Annotated in this window: 14 protein-coding genes; 9 read left to right on the top strand and 5 right to left on the bottom strand. The window is 62.1% G+C overall.

The genetic code is table 11. The annotated features are described in order from the left end of the window. The 9 genes from infB (at position 1) to P1T08_00850 (ending at position 9,401) form a co-directional block, all read left to right on the top strand. Positions 1 to 2,055 carry a translation initiation factor IF-2 gene (gene infB, locus P1T08_00890; protein MDF1594639.1) on the top strand — a complete coding sequence of 685 codons (2,055 nt, stop codon included), beginning with the start codon at positions 1 to 3 and terminating at the stop codon, positions 2,053 to 2,055. A gap of 5 nt (positions 2,056 to 2,060) precedes the next feature. Then, entirely contained in the window at positions 2,061 to 2,354 is a 294-nt protein-coding gene (locus P1T08_00885; GenBank protein MDF1594638.1) for a DUF503 domain-containing protein, read from the top strand. Next, the gene (gene rbfA / locus P1T08_00880; GenBank protein MDF1594637.1) at positions 2,351 to 2,725 is read left to right on the top strand and encodes a 30S ribosome-binding factor RbfA; all 375 of its coding nucleotides are present in this window, start codon (positions 2,351 to 2,353) and stop codon (positions 2,723 to 2,725) included. The genes P1T08_00885 and rbfA overlap by 4 nt, the downstream gene beginning before the upstream one ends. Further along, positions 2,718 to 3,602: a tRNA pseudouridine(55) synthase TruB gene (truB, locus tag P1T08_00875; GenBank protein ID MDF1594636.1), complete on the top strand. Its 885-nt coding sequence runs from the start codon at positions 2,718 to 2,720 to the stop codon at positions 3,600 to 3,602. Before rbfA ends, truB begins: the two co-directional genes overlap by 8 nt. After that, positions 3,599 to 4,525, top strand: a complete 927-nt coding sequence (locus tag P1T08_00870; protein ID MDF1594635.1) for a bifunctional riboflavin kinase/FAD synthetase — start codon at positions 3,599 to 3,601, stop codon at positions 4,523 to 4,525. Before truB ends, P1T08_00870 begins: the two co-directional genes overlap by 4 nt. Positions 4,526 to 4,660: 135 nt before the next feature. Then, the gene (gene rpsO, locus P1T08_00865) at positions 4,661 to 4,918 is read left to right on the top strand and encodes a 30S ribosomal protein S15 (GenBank protein ID MDF1594634.1); all 258 of its coding nucleotides are present in this window, start codon (positions 4,661 to 4,663) and stop codon (positions 4,916 to 4,918) included. A 190-nt stretch (positions 4,919 to 5,108) separates the two neighbouring features. Next, on the top strand, positions 5,109 to 7,574 hold the full coding sequence (locus P1T08_00860) for a polyribonucleotide nucleotidyltransferase (protein MDF1594633.1): 2,466 nt from the start codon (positions 5,109 to 5,111) through the stop codon (positions 7,572 to 7,574). Between the two features lie 73 nt (positions 7,575 to 7,647). Further along, positions 7,648 to 8,451 carry a methyltransferase domain-containing protein gene (locus P1T08_00855; GenBank protein MDF1594632.1) on the top strand — a complete coding sequence of 268 codons (804 nt, stop codon included), beginning with the start codon at positions 7,648 to 7,650 and terminating at the stop codon, positions 8,449 to 8,451. Positions 8,452 to 8,504: 53 nt separating this feature from the next. Then, positions 8,505 to 9,401 (top strand): formamidopyrimidine-DNA glycosylase, encoded by an 897-nt coding sequence (locus P1T08_00850; GenBank protein MDF1594631.1) that lies wholly within the window; start codon positions 8,505 to 8,507, stop codon positions 9,399 to 9,401. Between the two features lie 57 nt (positions 9,402 to 9,458). Here P1T08_00850 and P1T08_00845 read toward each other — a convergent pair whose 3' ends face one another. From P1T08_00845 to P1T08_00825, 5 genes are all read right to left on the bottom strand, one after another. Further along, positions 9,459 to 9,638: a hypothetical protein gene (locus P1T08_00845; GenBank protein ID MDF1594630.1), complete on the bottom strand. Its 180-nt coding sequence runs from the start codon at positions 9,636 to 9,638 to the stop codon at positions 9,459 to 9,461. Further along, complete coding sequence (locus P1T08_00840; protein MDF1594629.1) at positions 9,635 to 10,186, bottom strand: hypothetical protein; 552 nt, start codon at positions 10,184 to 10,186, stop codon at positions 9,635 to 9,637. The genes P1T08_00845 and P1T08_00840 overlap by 4 nt, the downstream gene beginning before the upstream one ends. Before the next feature lie 38 nt (positions 10,187 to 10,224). Continuing rightward, a complete protein-coding gene (locus P1T08_00835) occupies positions 10,225 to 11,352 on the bottom strand; it encodes an aspartate--ammonia ligase (protein ID MDF1594628.1) in 1,128 nt (375 codons plus the stop codon). 56 nt (positions 11,353 to 11,408) lie between these two features. After that, the gene (locus P1T08_00830; GenBank protein MDF1594627.1) at positions 11,409 to 11,867 is read right to left on the bottom strand and encodes a DUF1801 domain-containing protein; all 459 of its coding nucleotides are present in this window, start codon (positions 11,865 to 11,867) and stop codon (positions 11,409 to 11,411) included. 133 nt (positions 11,868 to 12,000) lie between these two features. Continuing rightward, the gene (locus P1T08_00825; protein ID MDF1594626.1) at positions 12,001 to 12,936 is read right to left on the bottom strand and encodes a DUF4349 domain-containing protein; all 936 of its coding nucleotides are present in this window, start codon (positions 12,934 to 12,936) and stop codon (positions 12,001 to 12,003) included. Positions 12,937 to 13,033 lie beyond the last annotated feature (97 nt).

The following is a 13,033-nucleotide window of genomic DNA, read 5'->3' as shown; positions in this document are numbered from 1 at the left end:
GTGGCGAAGATTCGGGTATATGAACTGGCTCGTGAACTGGGCCTCGAGTCGAAGGATGTGCTGGCGCGCGTCCATGAACTAGGCATCGAGGCCAAGACGGCCTCTTCGGGACTTGAACCCGTCGATGCCGGCACGGTGCGGCAGTCCTACGCGTCTACGGAAGAAGTCCAACCGGTGTCGGAGCCCGAGGTGCTTCCGGAGCCGGAACCGGAGCCGGAGGCTGAGACCGCTGCGGAGCCGGAGCCCGAGCCGACGGAGACCGAAGACGAGCCGGAGGCAGAGCAGTCGGTGGGGGTGACGGTTGAATCAGGGGTGACGCCGGAAGGCCTCTCCCCAGTTATCAGTAGGCCGGTGACTGAGATCGTCCAGACGCTCATCCAAATGGGCGAGATGATCGGTGCCGTCACACCTATCCCCGACGATGCGCTCGAGTTGCTCGCGGATCATTTCAACTTCACGATCGAAATCACCCGCCCGGCTCCTTCCGCCAAGACCGGCTCCCGAGTCCGGCCGAAGAAAACCTACGATGACGATCCCGCCACTCTGGTGCAGCGACCGCCGGTCGTCACGGTGATGGGTCACGTGGATCACGGCAAGACAACCCTGCTGGACCACATCCGCCACACCAACGTCGTTGAGGGTGAGCACGGTGGCATCACTCAGCACATCGGCGCGTATCAGGTCGACGTCGGCGGCAACAAGATCACCTTCCTCGACACGCCGGGCCACGAAGCCTTCACCGCCCTGCGCGCCCGCGGCGCCGAGGTCACCGACATCGTCGTGCTAATCGTGGCCGCAGATGACGGGGTCATGCCCCAGACCATTGAAGCGATCAGCCATGCCAAGGCGGCTCGCGTTCCGATCATCATCGCCATCAACAAGATGGACAAGCCGGGGGCAGATCCGACCAATATTCGTGCTCAGTTGACCGAGTACGAGCTTGTCGCGGAAGAGCTCGGTGGCGACATCACCACAGTCGAACTCTCCGCAAAGACCGGCGAGGGTGTCGAGCATCTGCTCGAGATGATCGACCTAGTTGCCCAACTCGAGGAGTTCAAAGGCAATCCCAAGCCGGCAGGGGAGGGTGTCGTGGTCGAGAGCCAGCTCGATATCGGTCGCGGACCGGTGGCGACGGTGATCGTTCAGCGTGGCACCCTTAGACAGGGTGATGCCATCGTGGCCGGACCGGTTTCGGGTCGTGTGAGGTCGATGCTCGACGAGGCAGGTGCGAAGGTCGAGGCGGCTGGGCCGTCGACTCCGGTCCTGGTCATGGGTTGGTCCGACGTTCCGACTGCCGGCGATGCATTCCAGGCAGTCAAGAACGAACGTACTGCGCGCAATATGGCTGCGAAGTCGTCGGAACTGCTCAAGGCCGACGAAATGGTCATCCCGACCGCTCGTGAGCGTCTCGCCCAACTGCTGGAGCAACTCCGGACCCAGGACGAGGCCGACCTCAGGTTGATCATCAGGGCCGATGCCCATGGATCTCTCGAAGCGATTCGTGAGTCGATCGCCAAGATCGGTCGTGAGGGCGGCAAGATCACCACGGTGCAGGGCGCCGTCGGCGGTATCTCGGAGAACGATGTCAGCCTCGCAGAAGTCACCGAATCGGTGATTGTCGGATTCAACGTGCGCCCTGATGCCAAAGCCCGTCGGGCGGCAGAGGACAAGGGCATCGAGATTCGCACCTACCGGGTGATCTACGAGATGCTCGATGAGATCGAACAGATGCTCGTCGGGAGGCTCGCTCCTGATGAGGTCGAAGCGGTTATCGGTTCGGCGGAGGTCCGCGCCTTGTTCAGGACGCCACGGGCGGGGACCATCGCCGGATCGTATATCACCGAGGGCGAGATCACTCGCGGGTCCCGGGCAAGAGTGTTGCGAGGAGGCATCGTCGTCCACGATGGACGCATTGGCTCTCTGCGACGATTCAAGGAAGATGTGCGGCAGGTATCGAGCGGCTACGAATGTGGCATCGGCTTCGAGACGTTCAATGACATCAAGGAAGGCGATGTCATCGAGGTCTACGAAGTCCGTGAGGTCGCTCGCACCTGAGTGCCATGCACGCCGCAGCCCTGCGGATCGAACTCCGTATCCCGGAAGCCAGGTCGCTGAAGGCGAAGCGGCGGGTTCTGCAATCGGCCACTGCAGATTTGCGGAACCGGATGTCGGTGTCGGTTGCCGAGATCGATCATCACGATGTTTGGCAGCGGTCTACCGTGGGAGTAGCACTCGTTGCGACCAATGCGTCTGAGCTGGAACAGCGAATCGCCACGGTGCGACGAATGCTCAGTGAACGAGTCGATCTCGAAGTGATCGGGATCGGCGTGAGTCATCTGGAGGATCGGGAATGAGTCGCGGAGATCGAATGCGGCGGGTCAACTCACTCCTCAAACAAGCGATTGCCGAGCATGTGGCCGACCTCAAGGATCCGCGCCTCGGGTTCGTGACGATCACCGGGGTAGAGACATCACCGGACCTACACAACGCCCGAGTGTTCTTCTCGGTTCTCGGAGCCCCCGAAGAACGAGACGAGTCTCTCGAGGCACTTCGAGCGGCGTCGTCGAAGATCCGTACTCAGGTCGGCCATGAGATTCGCCTCAAGTTCACTCCGCGCCTGGAGTTTGTGGCAGATCAAGCGATCGAACGAGGCGCCCACATTGCCGCCATCCTCCATGAGATCGAAGAGAAGGACGCGGCCGCCGGGGATACCGACGGTGATTGACGGGTTCGTACTCGTCGACAAGGGCGGCGGATGGACGTCTCACGATGTGGTGGCCAAAGTGCGCCGCCTGCTCGGCCAGAAGAAGGTTGGCCATTCCGGCACCCTCGACCCCATGGCGACGGGCCTGGTCGTGCTGGGAGTCGGTCGGGCGACCAGGATGCTTCGATACGTGCAGGAAACGACCAAGACCTATATCGCCACGGCCCAATTCGGAGTGGCGACGGATACGCTCGATGCCGATGGCGCTGTGCTGAGCCGCTCGCCGATGGAGTTCGAGGAAGGCGATCTGGCGATCGTCATTCCGAGGTTCATCGGCACAATCATGCAGGTTCCGCCGATGGTCTCGGCGCTCAAGATCGACGGGCGCCGTCTCTATGACCTGGCCCGGGAGGGCAAGGAAGTGGAGCGTCAGGCGAGACCGGTCACAGTGACTGAAATCGAGGTCCTCGATTTCGCCCCAGGAAGCTATCCCGAAGTGACGATGCGAGTCGAGTGCGGGAGCGGCACCTACATCCGGACCCTCGCCAGCGACATGGGTCGGGCGCTGGGCGGCGACGCCCACTTGATCGCGTTGCGCCGGACCAGGGTGGGTTCATTGCATGTGGAAGACGCCCACACGATCGACGACCTCGAAGATCTGGAATCGGCCGAGGCCGCCGTGCTTTCGATGAATCAGGTGCTCGGAGGCGAGCTGCCGGAGGTCGTGGTGAGCGGGCGTGATGCGCTTGGAGTTCGCAACGGACGATCGTTGTCCCTCGACCTCGTTCCGGCCTCGATGGGGGAAGTCCCGTTCTGCGTGTTCGACGAATACGGGGAGCTACTCGGCGTTTATGCATCGAACGGCGCGGTGGCCCGCGCCGAGGTTGTCCTGGCGTGAGAGTGCTCGACGGCGATCCGCGCGCCTGGCCGGAGCCAACGGCTTCCGGTTTCGCAGTCACGATCGGAAACTACGACGGTGTCCACCTTGGCCATCAAACGGTGCTCGCCGACCTGGCCGAACGCGCCGGCGCGCTGGGCGGTGTCGCCAGAGCCGTCCTGACGTTCGATCCCCATCCGATGGCGTTGATGGCTCCGGACCATGCCCCCCGTTTGCTGACCACGATCGAGCAGCGGATCGAGATCCTCGAGTATCTCGGTGTGGACACTGTTGGTGTTCTTCCCTTCGAACACGTACGAACGATGACACCGCAGGAGTTCGTCTCAAACGTCCTGGCTCGCGGTCTCGGCGCCCGGGTAGTGGCCGTCGGGTCCAACTTCCGATTCGGGCATGACCGGGCCGGCGATGTTGAAAGCCTGCGGACCGGGGGAGCAGCATTCGGGTTTGAGGTAGATGTTGTTCCGCTATTGGAGGGACGTGGCCCGGTGTCATCATCGAGTATCCGGACCATGATCGCTCAAGGTGCCGTCGACGACGCCCGCCAGGCGTTGGGCCGGGCATTCGAACTCCGGGGCGAGGTAATCGGTGGTGATCGCCGCGGCCGGTCGATCGGGTTCCCGACCGCCAACGTGCAACCTCCGTCCGGCATGGCGATTCCGCTACGCGGGGTTTATGCGGCCAGGGTCCGGGTCGGGGCACGGTTGTTTCCGGCGGTGGTGAACATCGGAGTACGCCCCACGTTCGACGGGGAGGAGGAGTTGATCGAAGCGCACCTCCTCGACTTCGAGGATGAGTTGTACGGCAAGGAGATCGGAGTGCTGTTCGAGCGCCGACTGCGGGATGAGCAGAGGTTCGCGGGAATCGACGCATTGGTGGCTCAGATCGGGAGTGACGTGGAGGCGGCCCGTACAGCGCTGGCCTAGGCGCGGATCACGGGTCGCTTGCTCTGCAGTCACACTACGTCCTGCGCGGTACACTGCTGCTCCCGGATTGTGGCGCTACCGCGCGCAGCTGTTACACTCTGGTCTATCCCTTCCAACCTCTGAGCGAAGCGTGAAATGAAGACGACCAAAGAAATAATTTCGGAGTACGGTCAGCACGACAGTGACACCGGCTCACCGGAGGTCCAGGTGGCCCTCCTGAGTGACCGCATCAATCATCTGATCGAACATCTCCGCACCCACAAGCACGATCACCACAGCCGGCGCGGGCTGCTGATGATGGTCGGCCAGCGTCGCAGGCAGCTCAACTACCTGAAGCGCGAAGACGTCGAACGATATCGACAGCTCATCGCACGACTCGGCTTGCGCCGATAGTTCTCGAGGAAGCGGCTCCGGCCGCTCCTCGCCGTTGATCCCACACGGACTCAACGATTCAGTACCGGCTTTCAGCCGGGATCATCTCGAAACACGACGGGGGCGTTGTCCAGTTGTCAGTGGCGACCGCTTCAGTGAAGGAGCGGCCACGACTGACCATTGGAACGCCTCCCATACAAGAGGAGACAGCGTGCCCGAATATTCGGTACGCGGAGTGATCGGTGACAAGGAAGTCACGATCACGACCGGCAAGCTTGCCGGCCAGGCCGATGGTGCAGTCACCATCCGCCTCGGCGACACTGAGGTGCTCGTCACAGCCACTGCCAACAAGAAGATGCGCGAAGGCGTCGACTTCTTCCCACTGACCGTTGACATCGAAGAGCGCATGTACGCGGCAGGAAAGATCCCCGGCTCGTTCTTCCGGCGCGAAGGACGCGCTACGGAAAGGGCCATTCTCACCTGCCGTCTGATCGATCGGCCTCTGCGCCCGTCGTTCAAGGACGGCTTCCGCTGCGAGACCCAGATCGTGGGAACCATCCTGTCGGTCGATAACGTCAATGCGTACGACATCATCTCACTCAACGGTGCTTCGGCGGCGTTGAGTGTTTCGTCGATTCCGTTCGAGGGGCCGATCGGTGCAGTCCGCATGTCGCTCAAAGACGGCGATTGGACCGCGCTACCAACCTACGAGGAACTCGAGGGCTCGGTGTTCGAGCTGACGGTCGCCGGCGGCCGAAATGCCAACGGCGAGATCGACATCATCATGGTCGAGGCTGGAGCCACCGAAGACGGCGTCCGACTGATCAACGACGGTCAGCCTGCCAGTGACGAGGTGACTGTGGCCCGCGGACTGGAAGAGGCGAAGGCCTTTGTGGCCCAGTTCATCGATCTTCAGAACGAGCTGGCCGCCCAGGTGGACATTCCGGAATTCGAGTGGCCGCTCCTCGTCGACTACTCAGATGAAATGGCCGCCCGGGTCGAAGAAGTCGCTCGTCCCAAGTATGCCTCGGTGGTTACGATCGCCGGAAAGCAGGAGCGCAACGCAGCTGAGGACGAGGCCACTGAGGCAATCCTGACGGAACTCGCCATCGAGGACGAAGCCGAACTAGCCACCGCCAAGAAAGCAGCTCGTAGCGTGCTGAAGAGGATGATGCGAGAGCGCGTTGTCAACGAAGGAATCCGACTCGACGGCCGTGGCCTGCGTGATCTCCGTGAGTTGACCGTTGACGTCGGCGTCGTGCCCCGAACCCACGGTTCCGGCCTGTTCCAGCGAGGCGAGACACAGGTGCTCAACCTGGCGACACTGGGCATGTTGAAGATGGAGCAGATGCTGGACACCCTCTCGATCGAGGAATCCAAGCGGTACATGCACCACTACAACTTCCCGCCGTTCTCGACGGGCGAGGCCGGCTTCATGCGCGGTCCGAAGCGTCGCGAGATTGGCCACGGCGCACTTGCCGAAAAGGCCGTGCTGCCGGTGGTGCCGACCGCCGACGAGTTCCCCTATGCGTTGCGGCTCGTTTCCGAGGTGTTGTCGTCGAACGGTTCGAGTTCGATGGCTTCGGTCTGCGCGTCGAGCCTCTCGTTGATGGATGCGGGTGTTCCTATCGTCGCCCCGGTGGCGGGTATCGCCATGGGCCTGATCGCCCACGAGGGCGGCTTCGTCACCCTGACCGACATCCTCGGCGCCGAAGACGCGCTGGGCGACATGGACTTCAAGGTGGCGGGAACGGCCGACATCATCACGGCATTGCAGCTCGACACGAAGATATCGGGTCTGCCCTCTGAGGTACTGGCGGCAGCGCTCGACCAGGCCAAGGAGGCCCGTCTGGCGATCCTCCAGGCCATGAATGATGCCATCGACGGGCCCCGCCCGGAGCTGAACGCCTGGGCGCCCCGCATCGAAGCCGTGAAGATCCCCAAGGACAAGATCGGTGAGATCATCGGCCCGAAGGGCAAGAACATCCGTGAGCTCGAAGAAACCACGGGTGCCACCATCGAGATCGAAGAGGACGGAGCCTTCGGCATCGTTCGCATCGGCACCAACGATGCCGATGCCTTGGCGGCAGCCAAGGAGAAGGTGATGCAGATCGCCTTCCCGCCGGAGGCCGAAGTCGGCGAAACGTACGACGGTGAGGTGGTGAACATCACCAGCTTCGGAGCGTTCGTCAACATCCTGCCCGGGCGTGACGGCCTCATCCACATCTCGAAACTCGACGCAGAGCGCCGGGTGGAGCGAGTTGATGACTACGTGACCCTCGGTGACAAGATCAAGGTGATCGTTCGTGAGATCGACCGGGCCGGCAAGGTCAACCTCGACCTGGCGGCGCCCCTGGAGCCGAAGGAAGGCGCAGGCGAGCGTCCGGCCGCAGTTGAACGGGATCGTGGTGGCCGTGATCGTGATGGCGGCGGTGACAGTCGTGATCGTGGTGGCCGTGACCGCGGCGGCCGTGACCGTGAGCGCGGATCGAGTCGAGGCGGCGAGAGTCGTGACGGACGCGATCGGGATCGCAACCCAAGTCGGGGCGGCGAGAGCCGCGATCGCAACCCGAGCCGTGACCGCGGCAGTGAGAAGCGTGATCAGGCCGGCGCCGACAAGCCGGGCCGTCGGGTGGTCTCTTTCGAAGACCAGTTCGAGTCAGGCCTCGACGACTGAACGAACCAATCATCTGAAGACAAGGGGTCGGCCTCCGGGCCGGCCCCTTTCTGTGTCCTGCCATACTCACGGGATGCCGCACGAGGTCTACACCCACTCCCACGACCAGGTGGTGGTGGATGCGCACGGGCGCCGGACGGCCGAGGAGGCAGCCGACTTCGTTCGTCCTTACATACGGCCGCAGATGCGAATCCTCGACGCCGGGTGTGGACCGGGTTCCATCACTTGTGGTCTCGCTCGTTGGGTCCCCGATGGTGAGGTGGTTGGAATCGACGCCGCGGCTTCGGTGCTCGAGCACGGGCGAAGCCGGGCCAATACGGAAGGCGTGGATAACGTGTCCTTCCAGTTGGGCGACGCCTACGATCTGGCGTTTCCGGATGGTTCATTCGACGTCGTGTATGCCCACCAACTCCTGCAACATCTCGGGCGCCCTGTCGATGCACTGGGGGAATTCCTCCGGGTGCTGAAGCCCGGTGGTCATGTGGCGGTAAGGGACGCCGACTACGGGACGATGACGCACCATCCCGTCGATGCAAGGGTGGTGCGGTTGTTTGAGATCTACGGACAGGTTGCGCGGTGCAATCGGGGAGAGCCCGACGCCGGGCGACGGTTGCTCTCGTGGGTCCAGGCAGCCGGATTCTCCAGTCCCGTATACACCACTTCGAGTTGGCAGTTCGCGACGCAGGAAGGTCGCACCTGGTGGGCCGATCTGTGGGCAGGCCGGACCGGGGTCACGAAGTACGTCGAGCGGGTCGAGGAGCTTGGGTTGAGCACCGCTGAAGAATTGGCGGAACTCGGAACAGGGTTTCAGGACTGGGCGACGAATCCAGGCGGCGTATTCATCTTCATCAACGGCGAGGTCGTGGCGCGGGCGTAGTTGCGTCCGCAGACCCACCCGACGGGCCTTCGGCACGGCTAGCGTCCACTGCGATGCCCGAACTGCCCGACATCGTCGTCTACATCGAGGCACTCGAAACGCGGGTGGTTGGAGAAGTCCTGCGACGTTTTCGAGTGACGGCGCCGCAACTCTTGCGCACTTACGATCCGCCGATGTCTGCAGTCGAGGGACAGAGCGTGCGGGCACTCCGGCGGATAGGGAAGCGCATCGTCTTCGAATTCGACGAAGAACTCTTCCTGGTTGTTCACTTGATGATTTCCGGCCGGCTGGCCTGGGCGAAACCCGGGGCGGTCATTCCCAGGAAGGTGGGGCTCGCCGCCCTGGATTTCGAGGCGGGAACGCTCCTCCTGCGCGAGGCGGCCACCAAGAAGCGGGCCGGTGTGTGGATCGTGAGAGGAGAGGAGGGCCTCGCCGAACACGACAGAGGCGGCGTCGAGCCACTCGATGTTGACCTCGGTGGATTTGCCGATGCCCTCACTCGTGAGAACCGCACGCTCAAGCGAGCGCTGACGGACCCGCGCATCTTTTCGGGCATCGGCAACGCCTACTCCGACGAGATCCTCCACGCCGCCCAACTCTCGCCGGTCAAGAGGACGAGCGGGTTAGCCGGTGATGAGATCGAACGCCTCTTCACCGCAACGCAACGAATGCTCATCGAGTGGACCGATCGGCTGCGTGAGGAATCCGCCGGTGGATTCCCGGACAAGGGAGTCACGGCTTTTCGGGTCGATATGGCCGTCCACGGCAAGTACGGCCAACCGTGTCCTGTGTGCGGGTCGAAAGTCCAGCGCATCGTCTACGCCGCCAACGAGACCAACTACTGCGCGACCTGCCAGACCGGCGGAAAGCTCCTGGCTGATCGGTCGCTGTCGCGGCTCTTGAAAGGCGACTGGCCGAAGACGCTGGAGGAGCTGGAAGAGCGCGAGTAAGGCGCAGTCGCCCACGAGCGGTTGATCGGCGCCGACGGACAGCCGCTAGCCCTTGAACTACTTTCTCCCGAGTGGTGCCCACATCCCGAAGGCTGCACCGAGGATGAGCCCGATGAGTGGCAGACCGAAGACACCGAAGCTGTCTAGTGGTCTGAAGCCAAACTGTTGAAGGTCGAGGGCGACGAATAAGCCGAGAAACAAGCCGGAGACGGCTCCCAGGAATGGACGTCCGGTCATGGGCGCCTCCTTCCTGCCGATAGGACACCGAGTCCGGCGAGGACCGTCCCGGCTGCGGCTCCGGCGCCGACCGGGTTGACGAGCGGGTTGCCCTCGAGCAGCACCATGACGGATCCGTCACAGTCCCCGCCTTCGCCGCGATGGAATCCGGACACTTCGTACAAGCCGACGAGGTTGATGGGAAGAACGTCGCGAGCCTCATCTATGAAGTAAGAACCGCCCGATCCGGTCTCCAGATTGGCGTTTGCACCACTCCAAGAGGCTATGTCGATCGTCGCCGGGCCAACCACCACGCCGAGTTCCCCTGTGTAGTCCGTGATCGGCACTTCTGTCGAGCCTTCCCAGAAGGCGATCAAGCCGTCTTCGTCTGGGATGACGATCGGATCGCCGGCGTTGTCGTTCGCTTCTGAATAGACGACGCCGTCTATCGTCACCGTCCCGCTGCATGGTCCATCAACCGCGGCCCCGGCTCCGAGTCCGACAAGCAGGAGGCCGCCGAGCACCATCAACGTCATGACCGTCCGTGTGACACTGCGCCTGTATCTCATGTGTGCGAAGCTAGTCGATCGGGGTGCAGTGGGGCGGATCATTCCAACACGAAGATGTTCCTCGCAACCCCGAGTTCTTTGAGGACGTCGGGCCACACGGTGACGCTGACCTCGCCGAGATGAGCCTTGCGCAGAAGATACATGTACGTGCGCGACTGGCCGATGCCACCACCTATCGAGAGAGGAATCTCATCGTTGAGGATGGCCTGGTGATAGGGGAGCTTCAGGAAATCGAGTTGACCGGTGATCTCGAGTTGCCGGCGGAGTGTCTCCTTCGTCACCCGCACGCCCATCGAGGTCAGTTCGTGACGCCGGTTGGTGATCGGATTCCAGACCAGGATGTCGCCGTTGAGACCGTGCATTGGACGCCCATCGGCCGACACCGTTTCAGTTACCCAGTCGTCGTAGTCGGCGGCTCGCATCTCGTGGGGATAGCCATCGGCGAGGGTATATCCGATTCCGTATATGAACACGGCCGGATACTGTTGCAGCACGGCCGTTTCACGCTTTTTGCGGGGGAGATCCGGGAACATCTCGAGGATCTCTTCAGCATGAAGGAACGTGAGTTCCTCCGGAATCCTCGGATACCCGTCCTTCAGTTGGGGGAACATGTCGGCAACGAGTTCGCCGGCTTCGTAGAGAACCTTCCAGATCTTGCTCACGACGCCGGTGAGGTAGTCGAGGGTGCGGTCCTCGGCGGTGATTGTCTTCTCCCAATCCCATTGGTCCACGTAGGCGCTGTGGTCGTGATCGAGGAAGTAGTCCTTCCGCACCGCCTTCATGTCGGTGCAGATCCCCTCACCGGGCGCCATGTCGAACTGCTGCAGCGCCATTCGCTTCCATTTCGTGGCCGCCTGGACTACCTGGGCGGTGATAGGTCGGTCGAGACCGAGCCCGCACGGGAATTCGATTGGTGTGCGGGATCCGTCGCGGTCCAGGTAGTCGTTGACACCGCTGGCCGCGTCGACGATCAAGGGAACCTGCACCATCGTGAGATTCAACTCGCGGCAAAGACCGTCCTCAATGGAGCGCTTGGCGGCGAACAGTGCTTCCATCGTCTCCCGGGGGGTGAGATCCGACTGGTATGAGTCGGGGAGTTCTCTGGCGAGATCGGCGTAGTTGCCGATGCCGGGGCCGGCGAGATCCGCCGTCTTATCGGCGTCCATCACGTCCTCCTTGTGGTCGACGTTCAAGGTCCACCCCACCTCGAACCTACACGACCTCAGGACCGCCGTTTACGAGTCTTGCGAGCATTCTCAACGTCGGTGGTGAAGGTATCGACATCGACGGCCCCAATCGTCTTGCCGATCAAGTCGAGGGGTAGATCTTCGAGTTTGCGGAACCGCACACACGACTTGCCCATGTCGTAGCGCTTGCCGGTTGCCAGGTAGGCGGCTTCGAACTCCTCGGCCTTGCCCGGCAGTGCGTAGACGCTGGTCAGGTAGACGGCCATGTGGTTTTTCTGCGAGGCCAGAGCTGCATACATCAATGGCTTGCCGTTGTACGTGTCGGGGAAGGTGTCGAGCGGCACCTGGTAGGTGATCATGCCCCAGTTCATTGTTTCTTCGTAGCCGGCGGGAAGGTTCTCGAGAATGGTGTTTCGAACGGTCTCGATAGCAATGCGGCGTTCTTCGGGCAGGCCGGCCAGATAATCGTCGATCGTGGTGGCTTCTGATTGCATAGGTCCCTCCGTGCGAAATCTTACGTCGCCGGAAACCAATGTGGCGAAAAGCCATAGACCATAGGCTGTAGGCCGTAGGTAGCACGCTTGCCTATTGCCTATTGCCTATTGCCTATTGCCTACTGCCTACTGCCTACTGCTGAGCTTCGGTCTTGATGTTCGGTCGGCGCGCTCGCGACCTCTTCCGCCAGAACCATACGATGCCAAACAGCGGGATCCCGATCGCCAGAAGGATCGGAAGTATCCCCAGAGCAACCCAGATGAGGCCGTCAACGATGGACTGGAAGGCATCGACCGTGGCGCGGAGCGCATCGCGGACCACGTCACCCGGCTGCCAACCTTCGTCGACGATCGGCGCACCTTCGTATTCAGGGAATAGGGAGACGTCGATCGTGGCGAGGCTGATCAGGTCGTCCAGCAGGCGCTGCCGGCCTTCGAGGCGCTCGATTTCGTCGCGTACCTGCCGGATCCGTTCGAAGACGCTGAGTAGTTCGTCGGCCTTGGATGTTGAGCTCTCGCGCACCTCGGTGAGGATCACGAGCAACTCATCCTCGTAGGCGGTCAGGTTTCTGAGCTGTGCCTCGATATCGGAGTATTCCTCCGTGACATCCTGGCTACCGATGGTTTTGGCAGTCACTTCATCGGCGAGGTCCTCGATGGACGACAGGGTCGACGTCATCTCGTCTGCCGGAATACGAATGGTCAGGTTGATGAATGGCCCACGGCCCTCGTCGTCCGAGCGGGTGAGTTCGGCAGATGCCACAAAGCCACCGGATCGCTCGACCAGCATCGTGATTCGACTGAACAGGCCTTCGGTGTCGTCATCGGTCAGTTCCAGTGTGGCCTGTTGAATGATCTTGCGGTTCTCGAGAACATCCCGCTGATAGGCGAGGAGCTGCTCATCCCGTGGGGCCTCCGCATCCACCGACTCACCGCCTACGTCGCCCATGTCGTTCATGGCGGGGGCTCCGGTGGCTCCATCGGACACCTCCAGATCGCTCGTGTCCTGCCCGGAGCAAGCACTGAGGAACAGGGTCATGGCCATGAGCGTGATGATGATGGTTCGCATAATGTGTTCCCTCCTGAGCATAGGACGCAACCAGATACCTCCAGGTTCCCGTTTGCCGATCGAACGTATGTTCGATACAATGCCGAGTCCTTTCCGA

Source organism: Acidimicrobiia bacterium, assembly GCA_029210695.1.
Classification (GTDB): Bacteria; Actinomycetota; Acidimicrobiia; order Spongiisociales; family JAHEDJ01; genus JAHEDJ01.
Note: the sequence above shows the minus strand (reverse complement) of the source record. Positions and strands in the feature narration are given on the sequence as shown.

Coding starts and splice junctions, on each gene's coding strand:
- P1T08_00885 (MDF1594638.1), top strand. CDS start 2,061: ATGCACGCCGCAGCCCTGCGGATCGAACTCCGTATCCCGGAAGCCAGG.
- rbfA (MDF1594637.1), top strand. CDS start 2,351: ATGAGTCGCGGAGATCGAATGCGGCGGGTCAACTCACTCCTCAAACAA.
- rpsO (MDF1594634.1), top strand. CDS start 4,661: ATGAAGACGACCAAAGAAATAATTTCGGAGTACGGTCAGCACGACAGT.
- P1T08_00855 (MDF1594632.1), top strand. CDS start 7,648: ATGCCGCACGAGGTCTACACCCACTCCCACGACCAGGTGGTGGTGGAT.
- P1T08_00850 (MDF1594631.1), top strand. CDS start 8,505: ATGCCCGAACTGCCCGACATCGTCGTCTACATCGAGGCACTCGAAACG.
- P1T08_00845 (MDF1594630.1), bottom strand. CDS start 9,638: ATGACCGGACGTCCATTCCTGGGAGCCGTCTCCGGCTTGTTTCTCGGC.
- P1T08_00840 (MDF1594629.1), bottom strand. CDS start 10,186: ATGAGATACAGGCGCAGTGTCACACGGACGGTCATGACGTTGATGGTG.
- P1T08_00835 (MDF1594628.1), bottom strand. CDS start 11,352: ATGGACGCCGATAAGACGGCGGATCTCGCCGGCCCCGGCATCGGCAAC.
- P1T08_00830 (MDF1594627.1), bottom strand. CDS start 11,867: ATGCAATCAGAAGCCACCACGATCGACGATTATCTGGCCGGCCTGCCC.
- P1T08_00825 (MDF1594626.1), bottom strand. CDS start 12,936: ATGCGAACCATCATCATCACGCTCATGGCCATGACCCTGTTCCTCAGT.